Source organism: Lentilitoribacter sp. EG35, from assembly GCF_040784015.1.
Taxonomy (GTDB): domain Bacteria; phylum Pseudomonadota; class Alphaproteobacteria; order Rhizobiales; family Rhizobiaceae; genus Lentilitoribacter.
Genome location: NZ_JBFNGQ010000002.1, coordinates 184,872 through 203,515, shown reverse-complemented (window position 1 = coordinate 203,515; position 18,644 = coordinate 184,872). Strand labels below are relative to the sequence as shown.

The following is an 18,644-nucleotide window of genomic DNA, read 5'->3' as shown; positions in this document are numbered from 1 at the left end:
CCCCTTGTCACGGAGTCCTACGATCACTAGCTTAAGAGATAGTTGGTTAAAATGCGACGGACCCAGCTAAATTTGTATCGAGTAACAATGTGCCCTTGTCGGCGCAACGCTGGTTGATTCTGTTTTATAAAATATGGTGAATACGGAGAACGTTATGAGTTGGACTGATGAACGCGTGGAGCAGCTAACGAAACTTTGGGCCGATGGTTTGAGCGCAAGTCAGATTGCTGCCCAGCTCGGTGGTGTTAGTCGTAATGCGGTCATCGGTAAAGTTCACAGACTCCATTTACCAGGTCGTGCAAAGTCTGGTGGTTCACGGGCACCTCGCGCAAAACGCCCTGCTACAACCACACGCACTTATACAAGCCGCGCAGGAACATCGGCGCCACGTAGTCCCTCGACAAGAGGCAGCGGAAGTGGTGCCGCCGCAACCGCGCTTAATACTGATGTTGATGCTGTTGCTTTTCAGGAAGTTGACATTCGACCAATAGAAGATGTTGTTGTTCCAATTTCAAAGAAATTGAAATTAGTTGAGCTTGGCGAAAATACATGCAAATGGCCGATTGGTGATCCAATGGCTGATGACTTCCATTTCTGTGGTAATGACTCGGCAGATTCCGCACCCTATTGTAAGTATCACTCAAAACTAGCTTACCAGCCGACATCAGAACGTAGACGTTCGCGCTAGTTCAAGAATATTCGAGCTTGAACTCTGGCAATATATTCAGTAGTTTTCTCATACTATTTAGTGTGTAAGGGGCTGGCTGTGATTTCGTCTAAATTTTCAATAGTAGTTGTTTTTATTGCGATTATTGGCATTCTTTCCGGGTGTGCTACGCTTTCGAAAGAAGAGTGTCTTGCAGCTGACTGGATGGTTATTGGTGATGCTGATGGTGCCGCAGGTTATGCTCCGCAAGAACGCTTTGCCGGGCACACGAAAGCGTGTGCTAAAATTGGGGTAGTTCCCGATCAAACACTTTGGAACCAAGGCTATCAAAAGGGTGTTATACGTTATTGTACGCCTCAAAATGGTTTGAGTGTTGGAGAAGCTGGAAAATCATATGCAAATGTTTGCCCGCTTAACAGTTCTGCAAGTTTTCAACAGGCCTATGATTTGGGTAAGAAGGCTTATGATATCCGACGGAGCATAGATAGTAGAAAAAGCTCTATCTCGTCACGGCAAACGCAGATTAGTGAAAAATTTAAAACGATTGCCAGCTTAACTCCCGCGCAACAAGTTGCTGCACAGTATGAACTTGCTGAACTTAATCGACTAAATTCAGATGATCAGGCTGAAATATCCCGATTGACCGGCGAGCTCGCTTTGGCCAATCGTGATATCCAAGATTTTCGGTTGCAGATCTCACGCTATAATAACGGGCTGTAGGGAATTTTATTTTTCCGGGATGAGTTTTGATTGAACAGGCTGGTGCGGTGTTTTCTCCCATTTATGTGCTTGGTTGGGAAGTTGTGTAATTGCGCGCCAGCCCGCCCACGACATAAGTAGCCAGTAAAACGGTAACATAAGTAACCATTTTTTCTTTATGTCTCGTTTTTCGAGAGGAATAAATGCGCGCCATCCGGCTAGAAAGAAAATGAAATAACTACCGAAGAGATTGAATACATCTATAAAAAACAAGAACTTATCAGTATTTGTGATAGCACCAGTTCCGTATGTAACTCCTGTGTATATACTATGTGAGATGAACAGATAGGCAAATGGGTGCGCTAATGCTGCGACAAGCATGCCGGCAATTATGATTTGAAGGCTTAAGAACCCGATAATCTTATTTTGCTTAAACAGATTGAGTGGTCGTCGCATGAAAACGAGCCAAGTTTGCATCCAACCCTTAAGCCAGCGTGTCCTTTGTTTGATCCAGACATCAATGTCTTCGGGAGCATGTTCTAATGTGGGTCTTCTAAGTACGCCAGTATGATATCCATGACGATAAAGTCTTATGCCAAGGTCGGCATCTTCGGTGACATTATTCGGGTCCCATCCGCCAACGGCTTTCAGTGCTGATCTACGGAAATGATTTGACGTTCCGCCAAGAGGTATAGGCAATCCAAAATATGATAAAAGCGGTATTAGCCTTCGAAAAAGACCGGAATATTCAATTCCAAAAAGTGCTGTTAGCCAGTTTTTTGGCGCGTTTGAGATGACAAGAGGGGCCTGCAAACACGCTAACTTGTTATCGGATGTTGAAAATACTGAGTAGGCTTCGCGCAGTTGGTCTGGATTGGGAATATCTTCTGCATCATAAATTGCAATAAAATCGCCTCCGGCACCGTGAAGTGCATATTGCAGTGCCTTGGGTTTTGTGCTGGGCGGCATGGGAGGAACTGTAACTATCTCAAACTGTGAGCCAGGATTTGCAGCCTTTATTGCCTCAATAGTTGCCGTATCATTTTCCTCACAGATGAGCTTGATATCCAATCGACTTTTTGGCCAGTTGAGGCGATCCAAAGCCCTAACTAATTGACGAGCAACAGGCGCTTCATCATAGAGCGCAACGAGGATGGTATACATAGGCAAAGGTTGATTGCCTATTGTCGTTGTACGATTTGTTTCATCCGCGGTAAAAAATGCTGCCGCCAATTTCAGTAGATTGGAAGACAAGTATAACAGTGACAAAAATGTGTGGAACACGGTCATGGTGAGGCTCGTTGATGCACTTGCAAAAAATAGAAAGCATGACAATGCAAAGCCGCAGACGAAACTTTGCCAATTGGTCATTAAATGTCTAGCGCTCATCTCCGGTGAATTTTCAGGTAATTCTCGGATTGTGTCCTTTACACGTTCTTTCTTCCTAAATTGCCAAACGGTATGCTTAATTGTTTGGAAACTGGCTATTGCAAGCCGATTTTGAAGCTCAGGTTTTTCAATAAGGTGATCATTCAGTCGTATTGCTTCTGAAATATTCGGAGAAATAACCGTTCTAATAACTTCCTGTTCGACGATACGTAAGGGGCCGCGCCGCTTTAATAAAACGTCGATATATTGAGAGCCCACAACCATATTTGCATCAATCTGGTTCAAAAATGGCAAATTTAGTCGTTTAGCAAGCTTATGGAAATGTGCTTCCTCATTCAATAAGCCGCTTGCAAAAACTTCTTCTTGAATGGTGGTGAAGTTTCTGCGTGAGGCTATTACTGCAGATTGTAAGCTATCGGGACTGATGCCAATTGAGATGAAATATGCCAATTCTTGCTTCTCACGGTCAATGTCAAAAGCTTCTTCTGGTACTAACTTTTCGGGCGCAGCCAAATTTTCAGTCAAATTTCTGATCGAATGGTTGTCGCTATCGGTACTGGATGACATAATATATTCGAACACTTACAATTACATACACGGTTATGTTGAATATGATGCTACTTGCAAACAAAAGTATAGCCCCTGATTGGGCTAAAATGGTGTGTTTGGCTCTTTTCTTGGGCTTAATCCCGATAAAATTCGCAATTGCAGATAAAATGGTGGTACCAAATTACTTCGATGCAAAAGAACGACTGCCTATTGCAGAGGTTTCTAGCATTGAGAGAATTCGGTTTTTGACCACAGTTGACTTCCCCCCATTCAACTTTTTAGATCAAACAGGCCGCCTGTCCGGTTTTCATATTGATCTTGCTCGTGAAATTTGTATTCAGCTCAACATTTTGGAACGCTGCCAAATTCAAGCTGTCGAGTGGGATGAATTTCATACGGCACTTAAGCAGAAAAAAGGCGATGCAATTATCGCTGGCATCTCAATAACAGATGAAACACGAGCAAATTATTCCTTCACAAGAATTTATCTAGAATTACCGGCAAGATTTGTAACTCAAAAAGGAAATCTGATATCTCTTGCGGACCTTAAGAGTAATTCCGGGCTTAAAGTTGGTGTTCTGAAGGGGACAGCGCATGAGGCGATGTTGAGAAGTTGGTACCCAAAATCCAATCAAATTCCTATAGATGATCGTAAAGTGTTGTTTGATGCGCTTAAAGCCAAGGATATTGACGTTCTATTTGGTGATGGTCTTCAAATGTCATTTTGGTTATCAGGCAAAGAATCTCAGGATTGCTGCACATTTTTAGGGGGCGCCCATCTGTCGCGGGATTTCTTAGGAAGCGGGCTTTCTATTGCCGTAGAAAAGGGCGACCAATCCCTCATCAATGCATTGAATTATGGGCTTTCTTTGATAACTAAAAATGGTCGCTTTGATGAATTGTACTTAAAGTACTTTCCGAACGGAATTTATTGAAGTTATTTGTTTTTTCTGAATGGAAGTAGCAATGCCCAAATCAAATTTGAACTTTTTGGACCGCGGTATTCTTTCAGACCAATTTCTATACCATCATGTCCAAGCTTAGGCTCATGGCTGTAAGTCATAAATATTCGATCCCAGAATGAGAAGTTAAATCCATAATTGGAATCTGTTTCGTTACGATCACTGGAATGATGTACGCGGTGCATATCAGGTGTAACTAAAATGGGGCGAATTAATTGATCAAGCCAAGTCGGAAGTTTCACGTTGGAATGGTTAAACATAGCCATTCCATTGAGTACAATTTCGAAAACCAGCACGGCAACTGCAGGCGCACCCAGAACCGCAATAATCATGATTTTCCATATCATGGATAAAACAATTTCCAGTGGATGAAATCTCAGTGCAGTTGTCACATCAAAACCGTTATCTGCATGATGCATTCGATGAATTCGCCACAAGATAGACCATTTATGACTAACCAGATGTTCAAACCAGACAATAAAATCAAGGATAACAAATGACAATATTCCGGCGACCCAAACAGGGATGGAGGTCAGATTAAATAGACCAAGATTTTTGGTCTCAAGCCATATTGCGGCACCAACTGCCGCCGCGGGAAATATTATGCGTAAGCAAAGAGAAGATAAAACAACCATTGAAATATTGGTAAACCACCGTTTTGTTTTCAATGCCCCCCGCATTTCATCGCGTTCTAACTTAGGATGAAAAAGTTCAAGAAGCGCCATAGCTGTCAAAACGGTTATAAAAACTGACAGTCGAACAACAGGCTCTGAAAATCCAAAAAGTGACATAGATACATTCCATCTTCAATGGTCTTTAGTATTGCGATATATCACAAGCAAAGCACACTTGTTCGATTATTGGGAATCCAACTATTAATCTCGTTCCGACGAGCGCGCTCTACGAAATCTTGCAATAGCACCACGTTCAATGGCGGCACAAGTCAACTTATCTAGTTTGAAAATATCTCTAACGAGTTGGAGTATTCTGATTTCTTCAACGCGAACGTTTAGGTCTGCGGAAGCTAGATCGACTGCAACAGCATAAGCTGTGTCATAAAGGCGCTCCGGAATAGCTTCTTGTATGGCCTGCAGAGCATGGCTCAAACCCTCTGGTTCTGCGAGAATAGCTGAACAACGCCTCGTTGTTGGTAGTAGGTCTTCTTCTTCGAATGCTTCAAAGATCGGTAGGTAGCGGGTAAGTCTACCCATCTTCGCAAGCTCTTGATCATTCATTTCCCGATCAGCTGCGGACATAATTACCATGAGGTATATGATGCCTTCTTGCGGTGAGATTTCACTTCCCATTTTACGACTTTATCCTGAACATACGGCGCTTGATTTCATATTTTGTGATTTCGATTAGAATACAGAATGAAGACGATTTCAAGATCCATTATTGGCTTGCCCAGATAATCCGAGCCGTCCATTCGATATCCTTTTTATCAAACTGCCTATTGGGGTGTTCTGGGTTCACCGATAAAAGCTCGATAGCTTGTACCGTATCACGTGCCAAAATTTTTGCCATGACTTCACCATCAATCGTTTTGACGACGACGCGGTCCCCTTTTTTTAAAGTGGCGTCTGGTTCAACTATTAAAGTATCACCATCCCGGTACAAGGGCAGCATAGAGTCACCTTGAATTTCAAGCGCGTAAACACTGTTTGCTGTGCCCAAGTTTGCAGGAAAATCTATCTGCTCCCAACCTTGGCCAGCGGGAAAGCCTGCATCATCAAAAAATCCACCTGCGCCAGCTTGTGCAAAGCCAAGGACGGGAATGCCACTTGTCGGTGTGCTGCCTGCTATGGTGCTGTTTGGTTGCCTGGCAAATGAGCCGTTTGGCAGTCCCTCGTACCGAGATTTTCCATCGTCATTTGCGAGCATTGCAAAAGCTTCAAAGCTGGTATTGGTTGCCTCAATTATTTTGGAAACGGATTCGGTAGAAGGCCAACGTAACCGTCCATCAGAACCTTCGCGTTTTGACTTATTAAAGGATGTTGGATCAAGCCCAGCCAATCTGGCAAGGCCCGAAGTTGATAAGTTATGTTGAGACGCTAAAGTTTCTATAGCACCCCATATTTGGGCGTGTGATAGCAAATTACATATGCTCCATTACATCAGAAATCTGAACTAGATTTTGTAAAATATCATAAAACTGATATCTAAATTAGTAAAGTAAATAGGAAATTTTTCCCTTATCCTAAATTTTGCCCAGTTGAATGCCTGAAACGGTTAGTCAGCAGAAAATGGAGTGCGGCCTGAAGTTAGTGCAGCGTCGAGATGCTCAATTCTATCTTGTCCCCAAAAAGCTTCTCCATTGAGCACATAAGTTGGTACCCCAACGGCATCAGCCTTGATCGCATCTTGTGAATTTTGTTGTCTTATCGTATCCATCTCGTCATGTTGGGCTTTCGAAATAATATCCTGAGCATCAAATCCACTCGAGCGAAGTAATTCTGCCACGACATCCTGATCTGCAATGTTTTTATTTTCAGCCCAGACCGCTGCAAAAACCTTGCCCATATAATCGGCAGGATTATGTCCGTCTTTGATTAATGCAATAACTGTTTTATCCGCAAGTTGCGGATCAGTTGGGAAATATTCTGGGCGAATATTAATAGGCAGATTTCGATATTCAGCGACACGTTGCAATTCTATAAATCGCATGCGTTGGCGAACAGGCGGACGTTTTGCTGGTGGTACTGCACCAGAGACTTCCCAGATTTTGAATAAATCAACTGGTTTGAAATTTAGTTGAGCACTGTGTTTTTCCGCAACGCGCAGAATTTCTTGGTGACCAAGATATGCAAACGGTGAAATTGAAAAGTAATAATAGTCGATTTGTACCATGATCGGTCTCCGGTTCTCATTTAATGCACTTCAATTTCCCGCAAGGTTCGGGTGTTACGCCTAGTAAAACGAGTACTTTGAAGGGGTGTCGCAGTCAAAAGTTATAAAAAAGTAACAATAGTTAACGGCTTGTTTACCATATTTCGACGATGTTGCACTTAGTTAGTTTGCAATAGTGATTTGTTTTAGCGTTTCATGCTTTTGCAACTCAGCGAGTCAAAATTGTAATACGATTATATGACCTTTTGCGGGTAAGCTCCAACTGTCGGGACGAACGGAAGAATGAACGGATCCAGATCAAAGAACCATAATTTGTTTGCTGATGAGTCGACTTTTGAGACGCTTAGCAGAACAATAGAAGATCTAGAAAAGAAAATTCTCGGTGTTTCAAACGCGAATCCTAGAGCTGCAAGCCCTCTTGAACGGACTCATAGTAATTCAACAGATTTTTCACATTCAGCCAATTTGAGAGATGAAGTTCGCGCACGTCAGCATAGTTTATCTGGCGGTAATCCGCCGAGCTTTGCAAGAAATGTTAATTCAAGAAATACTAATCAGGGTTTCTTGAAAACGTCATCTACTCAAGAGCAAAATCACTTTAAACAAAACAGCCAATCATCTGGTGAGCTGGCGGGGCTTCTTTCACAGTTACGACGTGAGCTGAAGCAAGATATGCAAGCGACGATAAACGGTGAAGTTGGGCGTTTGCAAAAGGACATATTGGATCTGCGACATACAGCGATCAAAGATAATATGCCGGCTTCACTTGGGTCTGATTTGGAGCAGATCGCTCAAAGTTTGAAACAGCTAGAGGCAGGATATCCAGTTGATCAGGGTAATCAGGACATCGATTCACTGCGTCTGGAAGTGGATAGTTTACGTAATCTAGTTGATAAGTTAGCACGTGAAGATACCTTGGTTGGTTTGGATAACAGGTGGAGTTCCATCGAGCAAAATCTGCAAGGGTTTGATCCAAACATTATGAAAGGTGAGTTTTCCGATTTATCCGGACGGTTAGCCGAAATGCGTCTCGTGCTTGCCAATATGAATGAAAACGGACCAATGCTTCGACCGCTTGAGGAAAAGCTGGAGAATATATCTTCAGCAGTCGCGGCCTTGATAGATCGGCCAGAGCAAGCACAAAATTACACTCAATTTACTGAATTTACCAGTCAAACGGAACAACGACTGGCGCAACTTGCAGATCAAATTGAGGGTCTTTCAGACCGAAGTGAAGCGGGGCTGATCGATAGAATTGAGGCGATTTCATCGCGAATTAACACTCTGTCAAATGAAGATGCGTATCAAAATCTTGAGAAGCGAATGGCGCATCTGCAGGCGAGCTTAGATAATAGTTCTGGAGCAGGTCATTTTCCGCTGCTCGACGAGCGTTTGAGTGAACTATCTAATAAAGTAGACGCAATTGATCAACGCGCTTCTACGGTTGAGACTGCCGGAATTGAACGCCTCGTGTCTCAATTGACAGATGTTGCTACTCAACTTGACAAGCGGGCGCAACCTATTGAAATTAATGGAATAGATCGATTAGAAGAACAGCTGTTGCAGTTAAACGCGCGTCTGGACAATAGTAGGGAATCCGTTAATCCAAATGTTGATGGATTGCAGCAACAGATCGAACAATTATCTGAACTTGTAAGAGGAACTAATGTTAGCGATGTCAGTGAAAAACTAGATAACTTACACGAGCATCTCAACACAAATGACGAGTTTGTTCTTGAGGCAGCTAAACAGGCTGCAGAAGCAACCTTGCAAGCACATGGCTCAACACCCGCCCACGGTGATAGCACGAATAGCAATACTGATGACAATGTAATAAGTGGGCTTGTGAAAGAATTAAAGCACCTTGAAAATCTTCAACTCTCAAGTGAAGATCGGAATATAAAAGCTTTTAATACCGTGCAACAATCGCTCGTCAAGATCGTCGATGGGCTCGAGCGGCTAAATAGCCAAGTGAGTGACACACCGTCCACATTAAATTCCGTTTTGACTGAACAGCACGCTGCGCCTCCTCAATCATCTGGTTCGGATGCTTATCATGCAGTTGAAAATCAGACAGCACCTGCGCTAGCGCCCGAAGAAATTCCTTTCAGAAATGAGGAGGATGTTCCCGAAGTTATTTCCTCAGCGCCTCATGTGATGCCAGAAGCCGCAACCGCATTTCTAGAAGAACGTGTTTCTGAAGAGGAACCTCGTGAACAAGCCGCTCCTGCAAATGGTACAAATTCGTTACTTGCGGGACTGGCAAGCCGGATGAAAACTGCTGTTGTGGATAAGAACGAGCGCGCTCAAGCGCCTCAATCAGAAGATCAACTCGCGCCGCGAAATGTACTTGATGAACTTGAAAGCGAATTTGCAGACGAACCACTTGAGCCTGGTTCTGGTGCACCTGATATTAACTCGATCATGCAAAAAGTGCGTGATGTTCAAAAATCACGCAGTACACAAGAAACCACGTCCACAAACTCCAACCCTCAGGATTTAGTTTCTGCGGCACGGCGCGCAGCCCTAGCTGCTTCTTCCGAGGTAGGGGCAGAAGAAGAGCAACCCAGAAAAAGGCGTTTCCAACTTAAGGAACCGGGTAAAAACAGTCCCCTTGTAAGCAAGCCGGTGCTAATTGCTGCTGGAGCGATTTTGGTTGCCATTTTAGCATTTCCCGTTGTGAAGCAAGTGCTGGATATTGGTGGCTCATCCGGGCAAACTGAGCAAATCAGTTTGGACCAAAGTAACGATCAATCTTTCAAATCTGAAGATGTTACCCCTCAGGTCGTTCAAAATGACACAAACAACCCTGTCGAAACACCGTTGGAAAATGCCGCGCCGCGCATTGTTGAGCTGCCCAATACAACCGCGTCGACAGAAGGAACTGATATCCAGGAGCAAGATATTTTCGCTTCGGCTAACAAGGATGAGAGTTCTGCCAATCCGCATGTAAATGTAAGCGAGAACGCAGATGACGTTATTGCTGCAGCACCAGGAACTATAGCGCCGTCGCAACGGATCGCACCAGAAACCTTAGCAGCTGTAAATGAGCTTCCGCCCTCCATCGCTTCCGGCGCTTTGAAAGAAGCAGCACTTTCCGGTGATCCCATTGCGCTATATGAAATTGCGGCGCGTTATGCAGATGGTCGAGATACAGATGTTGCCAATGATAAAGCAATGAAGTGGCTTGAGCTTTCTGCTGATCAGAATTTTGCACCCGCTCAATATCGTTTAGGCAACATGTATGAAAAGGGTGAGGGTGTAGCTAGAAACTTGGATAAGGCCCGCGAGTTATACCTGAAGTCCGCAAATAACGGCAACATTAGTGCAATGCATAATTTGGGCGTATTGCTAGCATCAAGCGGAAGTCTTGGCGAGATGGAAAAAGCTGCAAACTGGTTCCGTCAGGCAGCAGATTTTGGTGTTAGAGATAGCCAGGTCAATATGGCTATTCTTCATGCTAGGGGTGAGGGGCTTCCACGTGATTTGGTCGAATCATATAAATGGTTTGCAATCGCTGCTGCACAAGGTGATCAGGATGCGGCTGTTAAACGGGATCAAGTGTTGAATGCTTTGCCAGAAGATCGTGCGAAAATAGCTCAGGAAAAAGCCAAGTCATGGGTGGCAAGCCCTGTTGATAAACTTGCGAACGATGTACAAATTCCAGATGCATGGGTTTCAAGAAACTCTGGAACAGCTTCCATTGACATGCAAAAAGCCATCAAAAATATTCAAGCCATTTTGAATAATAATGGGTATGATGCAGGACGCCCTGATGGTATTATTGGTGCGAAAACAACAGATGCAATCAAAGCATTTCAAACGTCAATTGGTATGGAGCCAAATGGACAAATTTCGGATAAACTTGTTCAAGAACTGTTGAAGCGTAATGGCTAACATCAGTAGTTAGCTGCTGCCAATTTCTATGAATTTAGGCGTGAATATGAAACTGGGTAGAGTTGTTCTTTACCCAGAACGAATGCGTTTAAATCAGACTTCAGAAACAGGCCTTCAAAAGCGCGATGTTGCAGTGATAGACAGCCAGTTGTTGTACCAAAAGCAGGCAAGATTAAGCGTTTGCCGTCAGATGCAAAACAAGCCCTTCGAACGGATTTCCCTCGACGTGTTATTTTTGCCGCTGGGTGTAAATGGCCTGCAACTTCTCCATCGGCAGCATGTGCAACAGGCTCATGCCTAAATGTAAGCTTTTCAATAACAACTTCATCGCAAAACACACCGCCAAAATCCTTTGGAGGTTCAGGGTCATGGTTGCCAGATATCCATATCCAATCGGAATTTTTCTGCAATTTTAACAGCGAAGATCTATAAGTTCCTGGCAATTGTGTCGCGCCATGCTTGTCATGAAAACTATCTCCTAGACTGATTATTGTCTTCGGATTGTAAAATGATATGCATTCTTTGAGCCTAGCAAGCGTTGAATGCGTATCATAAGGGGGATGCATGAGGCCGCGTCTTGCAAACGCGGCTCCTTTCTCAAGGTGGAGATCGGATACGATAAGAACTTGGCTATCGGGTAGAAAAATAACACCGCGATAGTCATATAATATAGCCGTTCCATTTACGGATGATTCAACACATTGAAGCGGCTGGTGATCAATTTTTGAAACTAAATTTTTCATCTCAAATACTGCCGCCTAGCTCTTTCAAAAAATCGTCTGCTGCTTCTGCAAGTATGCTTTCCTGCGCTTCGCCATTTATAGGCTCACGACCTATCTCCAGCATGATAGGGACTGCGAGCGGAGAAATTTGATCAAGCTTTTGGTGCAGAATATGTCCTTTTATACGCGCTAACATATCGCTTAACCTTCTGACATCCAACAGTCCTGTGGCGGCATCTTCGCGAGTTGCTTGCAGTAATATATGATCAGGTTCATGGCTTCGCAGCACATCATAAATCAAATCCGCAGATATGGTTACTTGTCTGCCTGTTTTTTCTTGTCCTGGGTGCCTGCGCTCTATCAGACCTGAAATGACAGCACAATTTCGAAATGTGCGTTTAAGGAGCCATGATTCATCAAGCCACGCTTCTAAGTCATCTCCTAACATATCTTCATGGAATAATTCAGATAATTGGATCGTGCCATTCGTCATACGCGCCCCAATATCATCAAAAGCCCAAATGGCTAGTGCATAATCTGTAGCAACAAACCCCAGTGGTTTTGCGTGCATCCGTTCAAGACGACGTGTTAGAAGCATGCCAAGCGTCTGATGAGCCAGACGACCTTCAAACGGATAGATAACCATGTAGTGCTTTTCCTGACGCGGAAATGTTTCCAGTAAAAGTTCATTGCGGCTGGGGAGTATTGAATACTTCTTTTGTAACTGAAGCCATTCTCGTACTTGAATGGGAAGTTTCTCCCATTCCTTTGGTTCGGCCAGCATCTTACGAACTTGTTCGGCAAGATAGGTCGAGAGAGGAAATTTACCCCCCGCATAGGCCGGAATTTTAGGTGAATCATCGAAGGTTTTCGAGGCAAGACATTCGTTTTCGCGAATACCTTCAAATTTCAGGACTTTACCACTAAAGAGAAATGTATCACCGGGAGTTAGCGCCTCAAGAAAGTATTCTTCAATTTTGCCCAATGAGGGACCACCACGCCCAAAAGATCCATTTTTTCGCTTTGAAACAAGCCTAACATTTAACACCGGAGCTTCAATAATTGTGCCGATATTGAGGCGATATTGTTGAGCAATTTTTGGGTTTGATATCCGCCACAGACCCTCTTCTGTCTTCCTAATTCTCGCATATCTTTCATAGGTTTTGAGTGCGTAGCCGCCTGTTGCGACAAATTCTAGGATCCGTTTGAAAATATCCTTTGGCAGATTATGATAGGGTGCAGATGTAATCACCTCACTATAGAGCGCCTCATCCGAAAAGGGGGCAGCGCATGCCATTCCGAGAATATGCTGTGCAAGTACATCGAATGCGCCTTGTTGAAGCGGCGGTGTATCTTGTGCACCCAGATAATTTGCATTCAGCGCAGCTTGACATTCCATCACCTCAAACCGATTTGCTGGTACCAATATCGCTTTACTTGGTTCATCCATTCGGTGATTTGACCGCCCAATGCGCTGAGCAAGGCGGCTAGCACCTTTTGGTGCGCCGATGTGAATAACAAGGTCAACGTCACCCCAATCGATCCCCAGATCAAGCGTCGAGGTTGCAACGACAGCTTGTAAAGCGTCATTAGCCATGGCCGCCTCCACTTTGCGTCGCTGATTTGTATCAAGTGAGCCGTGATGAAGCGCAATTGGCAAATTGTCGTCGTTGATTGTCCAAAGTTCCTGAAACAACATTTCAGCCTGGCTGCGTGTGTTTACAAATAAAAGCGTAGTTCTATGGGCTTTAATTTCCTCATAAACCTCGCTCATTGCATATCGGGCTGTATGACCAGACCAAGGAATACGCTCCTTTGATTTTAAGATCGAAATGTTGGGTTTAGCTCCGCCTTCGACAACTATCTTCTGAGCTAAATTGTTTTCTTCAGCGTTTTGTGGTGCAAGCCATTTCTGCAAATCTAAGGGGTTGGCAACAGTTGCGGATAATCCAATTGTTTGCATATTAGGTGCATGAACACGCAAACGCGACAGAGCAAGCGCCAATAAATGTCCGCGTTTAGATATAACAAGTGAATGAAGTTCATCGAAAATAATGTATTTAAGGCCTTTGAAAAAATCATTGGCTTGTCCATTGGCTAAAAGTAACGAGATCTGTTCTGGTGTGGTGAGCAATATGTCAGGCGGGTTAAGTTTTTGTCGTTGCCGTTTATGTTGCGGTGTATCGCCCGTTCTGGTTTCTGTGCGAATGTCCAATCCCATTCCTGAAACGGGGCGATCCAGATTTCGCTCGATATCTACCGCAAGTGCTTTGAGTGGAGAGACATACAATGTGTGTAATCTAGTTTTTTGTTTTTCTGGCTTGGCTCGCTCGCGAGATGCCAGATCCACCAATGAAGGCAAGAAACCTGCCAAAGTCTTACCTGCGCCTGTCGGAGCTATTAACAGTGTTGAAAGTCCATCTTGGGCATTTTTCAACAATTGCAATTGATGCGGACGGGGTTGCCAATTCTGGTCGGCAAACCAGTCATCGAATATTTTTGGTAATTGGCCCTTAAGTTGGGTCATATAAATGGAATCGCGATTTCATGGAACCAGAATCTAGGTCGGCTTTGAGCAACATGCAAGCAACATCATTTCAAAGAAGTAAGCTTTATTCTTTGGCGAAAAGACTTGAACAATTTCTGCCGCATAGTTATGTCATAACTACCTCACAAATGGAGAGTTGCATGTCTGGAAAAGTAGACCAATTTTTAGGTGATTCAATCGGTCGGACAATTATTAAGTTGCTCGTTATATCTTTTGTGGTTGGTGTTGTGATGGCCGCTATGGACTGGTCACCCTTTGATATTTTTTACGGTATAAGAGACTTTATCATCCGCATTTGGCACCAAGGCTTTGCTGCATTAGGTAGATTTGGCGAGTATTTAGCTCTCGGAGCAGCGGTGGTTATTCCTGTATTCATTTTATTACGTATCCTGAACTATCGTAATCGTTGATAACAGATGAGCGCGCCTCATCAAAAAAACAGAGCCGAAGTTCGTCCGTTTGAGGTCACAAATAAGCTCGTCTTTTCAATAGCTTTACCCATGACGCTGGCGTTTTTGACAACACCCCTGCTTGGTCTTGTTGATGTAGCAGTAGTTGGTCAACTTGGAAGCGCTGCTCTGTTGGGCGGCCTTGCAATATCTGTCATTATATTCGACCTGATTTTTGGCACCTTTAATTTTCTAAGATCAGCAACAACTGGCCTTGTGGCACAAAGTTTTGGGCGTGGAGATGAGATGGAGCAACAAGCCACATTTTGGCGCTCCAGTGCAATAGCCATCGTGCTTGGGATAGTTCTGATAATCTTTCAGAACGCCATACTAACACTCGGACTTGTTGTCATGGATGCCAGCGCCAACGTATCTGATGCCGCAACACGTTACTTTGATATACGAATATTATCAGCTCCTGCTACGCTGATGAATTATGCAGTTCTTGGTTATGTTCTTGGTCAGGGCAAGGGGCGTCTAGGCCTGTTTCTGCAGCTGGTTTTATATGTTACTAATATTGCTCTTTCCATCTTCCTTGGTCTTAATTTAGGTTGGGGGTTAGAAGGTGTAGCTTGGGCAACTGTAATCGCAGAATATTTTGGCGTATTGATCGGTTTAGTTGTTGTTGTATCTAAGTTTTTGCCAGAAGCGAAACCAAGTTTTTTACGAATTATTGATGGCCAAGAATTCAGGAAATTAATGTCGCTCAATGGCGATATTATGATTCGTAGTTTTGCGCTGGTGACTGCTTTTGCATGGTTTACTCGGCAAGGTGGCCAGTTTGGCGATCAAACGCTCGCAGCAAATGCGATATTGATCAATTTCGTTATGATTGCTGGATATTTTTTGGATGGTATTGCAACAGCAGCTGAGCAACTTGCAGGTAGATCAATTGGTGCCAATTATAAGCCAGCGTTCATAAAAGCTATTAAGCTGACTGTCATTTGGAGTTTCATTCTAGCAGGAGTGCTTTTTGTCTTCTTTTGGATTTTTGGTAACGTACTTATCGATATCATCACAACGGAAGAGGATGTTCGACGAATTGCGAAAACTTATTATCTTTGGGCTGCATTGATAGCTTTTACGGGCGTTGTCGCATTTCAGATGGATGGGGTCTATATCGGTGCTACATGGTCGCAAGATATGCGTAATATGATGCTTCTTTCACTCGCAGTTTTCATAATCAGTTCATTGATTTTGGCAACATATTGGGAAAATCATGGGCTCTGGGTTGCCCTCAATATTTTTATGGGTATCAGGGGAATATCACTTACGATGATTTTACCTCGCAAAATTAAATCTGCATATCAGAACGTAGCTTGATAATCGTTTGTTATAAGATGTTCAGATATTTTACATCCACCGGTCAAACTAAGGTGAAATCCTAAAGACTTATTAACCATGTTCTTTTAGGTTTTGGTGAGAACGTGGAGTAAGTTATGCTTGTGTTTTGGGCACCCGAACGCCAACACCTTAAAAATATAAACTCGCAGCAGCAGTCTGTATCTGCTCGTAGAGGGCTTTTGTGTGTCGTAAGACTGGTGAATTTGCGTCATGTTGCTTTACGGGGGGGTAAACATGCGGCAGCATAATTTACGCGTGGCACTCACTTTGGCCTTGTTTTTTTCTTCATCAGTATTCGTGGACGCGGACCCCGATGCAAGTGCCACTGTACCTCAGGCTACACAGATGAAGAAGCCGTCAGAAGGGCTGAGGGGTATTCTTAATATTTTTAAGCCAACTCGGTCTGAAACGAGAGGAAGTTTTAAGCCTTACAAACCAAACAAGTCGGACAAGTTTCTCCCAACTAAAGAAGTTGTCGGTTCGATTGCTACGCTTACAAGTTCCAATGAATTTGGCAAGACTGCAGAAAAAAGCGGTTTGATCGGCTTAGAAATGCGAGGTTTGATAACCAATGCGATTGCTTCTAGCGATGCCATTGACGTATCCAAGAGTGAAGTTAAGATCGCGCAGATTAGAATTTGGAAAGAACTTGCAAGCTATACACCTGTGATTAGTATGTCAGTTGATGTATCACGTGCAGGATTGCGTTTGGGTACAATTCCACATGGGCAAGAAACATCCGAGTTGAAATTCTCACTTAATCTTCCCATTTTCACGAGTGGAAGGCGTCATTTTGCCCTCAAAGCAGCTAAAAGCAATCGTAAAGCAGCTTTGGGGCGTGCAAAAGCTGTTCGCAATCAAGTTGCGAGCCAGGTTATATCCGCATTGCTTCAATTTAATCAGGCCCAACAAACCGTTGCATTGTTGGGCGAGAATGTGGGCAGTTTAAAGAGGCTTCTGACTGCGGTAAGGAACCGCGAGAAACAGGGGTTTGCGAGTGCAGCTGATATTGCATATGTACAAGCTAATTTAGCTAGTTTGCGTCGCCAGCGCGAAGGCAGCATCAGCACTCGAAATCAAATCAAGGCACAATTAGAAAGTCTAATTGGTGCCCCAGTTGATAAAACACCAAAACTACCTGCTCTCAAGAAACTAATTCAATCCACGGAGAATGAGCTTGTCGCGCAGGCTATCATATCTGACCCAACATTAATGGCTGCCAAACATACTGCAACTGCTCAACGTTTTGCGAGCCGTTCCGCTATTGGTGGCTACCTGCCACAGGTCAGCTTGTATGGGCAGCATGATGTAGCATTGGGCACTTATACAAAATCAAAACAAACAACAGACTGGGAAGTTGGCGTACGTTTAACAATGCCTTTAGTTGATTTGGCGACAGTTGCAGATATTTCAGAAGCCAAGGAACGCGCGCAATTAGCATCGTATCAGGCATCGGATACGCGACGGAATGTGGAATTGTCAGTAAGATCTTTATCGCGGGAATATCAATCTGCAGTTAAACAAGTAGGATTAGCTAATTCGCGGGTAAACTACTTGCGTAAAGTGGCAAAATCTGAAGCTGTTAAATACGAAAAAGGCGTCGGAACGCTCGATAAAGTGCTAGAGCAAAAACAGATTCTAGCGCAAGCGCGCATAGATGCTTCGGATACAAAAACATCAGCTTATTGGGCAGCATATCAATTACTCATCGCATCTGGTCGCTTTGAGGGTGGAAGCTTTGGTCTTTCAGACCGAATTTTATTGTCTCAACTAAGATAATCTAGAACGGCGTCGAGCTTTTTACCAATGGCACAAGGCTCAACGCCCAAAACTTCAACAGGCATATCTGCTCGATTGATCCATAGGGTTTGATACCCAAACCAGGTTGCGCCGCAAGCATCCCAGCAATTTGACGAGACGAACAAAATTTGTGATGTATCTAGATCAAATGCATCAGGTCCGAGTTGATAGACTTCTGGTGCGGTTTTATATTTCTTCACATGTTCAACGGTCAGAATGTGATCAAAATATCCGTCCATTCCCGCACTTTTTGTAGCTCCATCAATCATCCCCATAGTACCATTAGATAGGATGCCGAGCTTTAGTTCTAAAGATTTTAATTGATCCAATACCGCTAAGTTTTCAGGAAAAGCATTGAGGTGATCATATTGATCCATCAACCGATTTTTGTTCGTGTTAGATAGGCTTAATTCAAGGCTAGCACAGGAAAATATCAAAGCATCTTCAGTAACTTTCCGGAAGTCTATATATTGGTTGCAAAGCGTTCTAATACGAGTGTAATCAATTTGCCGTTCGCGCCAAATTTTGGCAATTTCCTCTCCCTTGCCAGGGAAAATTTCATCGGCAAGGGTCGCAACTGAGTAGACATCAAAAAGTGTGCCATAGGCATCGAAAATGACTGCTTTTATCTTTGATTTCAAACCCATTGAGCTTTCCTAACCTGCGCATTATTGGTCAGTTGTCTGCATATTTGAATTTCACTAGAGCATAAATATTCAATTCTTGACAATAGGCTTATTGACCAGACGCCGGGACTAGTGATATGGA

The 18,644-nt window shown here is 43.6% G+C and carries 15 protein-coding genes; 7 read left to right on the top strand and 8 right to left on the bottom strand.

What is annotated here, in order from left to right:
- The first annotated feature begins 154 nt into the window (after positions 1-154).
- Together AB2J24_RS04880 and AB2J24_RS04875 are read left to right on the top strand one after the other, a co-directional pair.
- The gene (locus AB2J24_RS04880) at positions 155-688 is read left to right on the top strand and encodes a GcrA family cell cycle regulator (protein ID WP_162654232.1); all 534 of its coding nucleotides are present in this window, start codon (positions 155-157) and stop codon (positions 686-688) included.
- A gap of 78 nt (positions 689-766) precedes the next feature.
- Positions 767-1,387 (top strand): DUF2799 domain-containing protein, encoded by a 621-nt coding sequence (locus tag AB2J24_RS04875; protein WP_162654231.1) that lies wholly within the window; start codon positions 767-769, stop codon positions 1,385-1,387.
- Between the two features lie 6 nt (positions 1,388-1,393).
- On the opposite strand, the gene AB2J24_RS04870 is transcribed toward AB2J24_RS04875, so the two are convergent.
- Positions 1,394-3,322, bottom strand: a complete 1,929-nt coding sequence (locus tag AB2J24_RS04870; RefSeq protein ID WP_367384649.1) for a glycosyltransferase family 2 protein — start codon at positions 3,320-3,322, stop codon at positions 1,394-1,396.
- Between the two features lie 44 nt (positions 3,323-3,366).
- Here AB2J24_RS04870 and AB2J24_RS04865 point away from each other — a divergent pair, with 44 nt between their 5' ends.
- Entirely contained in the window at positions 3,367-4,239 is an 873-nt protein-coding gene (locus AB2J24_RS04865; protein WP_367384648.1) for a transporter substrate-binding domain-containing protein, read from the top strand.
- Positions 4,240-4,241: 2 nt separating this feature from the next.
- Here the strand turns inward: AB2J24_RS04865 and AB2J24_RS04860 are convergent, their stop codons facing one another.
- The 4 genes from AB2J24_RS04860 to AB2J24_RS04845 form a co-directional block, all read right to left on the bottom strand.
- Complete coding sequence (locus AB2J24_RS04860) at positions 4,242-5,057, bottom strand: sterol desaturase family protein (protein WP_367384647.1); 816 nt, start codon at positions 5,055-5,057, stop codon at positions 4,242-4,244.
- An 84-nt stretch (positions 5,058-5,141) separates the two neighbouring features.
- Complete coding sequence (locus AB2J24_RS04855; RefSeq protein WP_367384646.1) at positions 5,142-5,573, bottom strand: tellurite resistance TerB family protein; 432 nt, start codon at positions 5,571-5,573, stop codon at positions 5,142-5,144.
- A gap of 88 nt (positions 5,574-5,661) precedes the next feature.
- Complete coding sequence (locus AB2J24_RS04850) at positions 5,662-6,363, bottom strand: S24 family peptidase (RefSeq protein WP_367384645.1); 702 nt, start codon at positions 6,361-6,363, stop codon at positions 5,662-5,664.
- 135 nt (positions 6,364-6,498) lie between these two features.
- Complete coding sequence (locus AB2J24_RS04845; RefSeq protein ID WP_367384644.1) at positions 6,499-7,116, bottom strand: 2-hydroxychromene-2-carboxylate isomerase; 618 nt, start codon at positions 7,114-7,116, stop codon at positions 6,499-6,501.
- Positions 7,117-7,398: 282 nt separating this feature from the next.
- On the opposite strand from AB2J24_RS04845, the gene AB2J24_RS04840 reads away from it, so the two are divergent.
- Entirely contained in the window at positions 7,399-11,013 is a 3,615-nt protein-coding gene (locus AB2J24_RS04840; protein WP_367384643.1) for a peptidoglycan-binding protein, read from the top strand.
- A gap of 26 nt (positions 11,014-11,039) precedes the next feature.
- Here AB2J24_RS04840 and pdeM read toward each other — a convergent pair whose 3' ends face one another.
- Both pdeM and AB2J24_RS04830 read right to left on the bottom strand, forming a co-directional pair.
- A complete protein-coding gene (gene pdeM, locus AB2J24_RS04835) occupies positions 11,040-11,756 on the bottom strand; it encodes a ligase-associated DNA damage response endonuclease PdeM (RefSeq protein WP_367384642.1) in 717 nt (238 codons plus the stop codon).
- A 1-nt stretch (position 11,757) separates the two neighbouring features.
- Positions 11,758-14,262, bottom strand: a complete 2,505-nt coding sequence (locus tag AB2J24_RS04830; protein WP_367384641.1) for a ligase-associated DNA damage response DEXH box helicase — start codon at positions 14,260-14,262, stop codon at positions 11,758-11,760.
- A gap of 161 nt (positions 14,263-14,423) precedes the next feature.
- Here AB2J24_RS04830 and AB2J24_RS04825 point away from each other — a divergent pair, with 161 nt between their 5' ends.
- The 3 genes from AB2J24_RS04825 (at position 14,424) to AB2J24_RS04815 (ending at position 17,855) form a co-directional block, all read left to right on the top strand.
- A complete protein-coding gene (locus AB2J24_RS04825; protein WP_162654221.1) occupies positions 14,424-14,693 on the top strand; it encodes a DUF6460 domain-containing protein in 270 nt (89 codons plus the stop codon).
- Between the two features lie 6 nt (positions 14,694-14,699).
- Positions 14,700-16,055, top strand: coding sequence for an MATE family efflux transporter (locus AB2J24_RS04820; protein ID WP_367384640.1), 1,356 nt, complete (start codon positions 14,700-14,702; stop codon positions 16,053-16,055).
- Positions 16,056-16,310: 255 nt separating this feature from the next.
- Complete coding sequence (locus tag AB2J24_RS04815; RefSeq protein WP_162654219.1) at positions 16,311-17,855, top strand: TolC family protein; 1,545 nt, start codon at positions 16,311-16,313, stop codon at positions 17,853-17,855.
- Here AB2J24_RS04815 and AB2J24_RS04810 read toward each other — a convergent pair.
- Positions 17,843-18,523 (bottom strand): haloacid dehalogenase type II, encoded by a 681-nt coding sequence (locus AB2J24_RS04810; RefSeq protein ID WP_162654218.1) that lies wholly within the window; start codon positions 18,521-18,523, stop codon positions 17,843-17,845. The two genes, AB2J24_RS04815 and AB2J24_RS04810, sit on opposite strands and share 13 nt — an antisense overlap.
- Positions 18,524-18,644 lie beyond the last annotated feature (121 nt).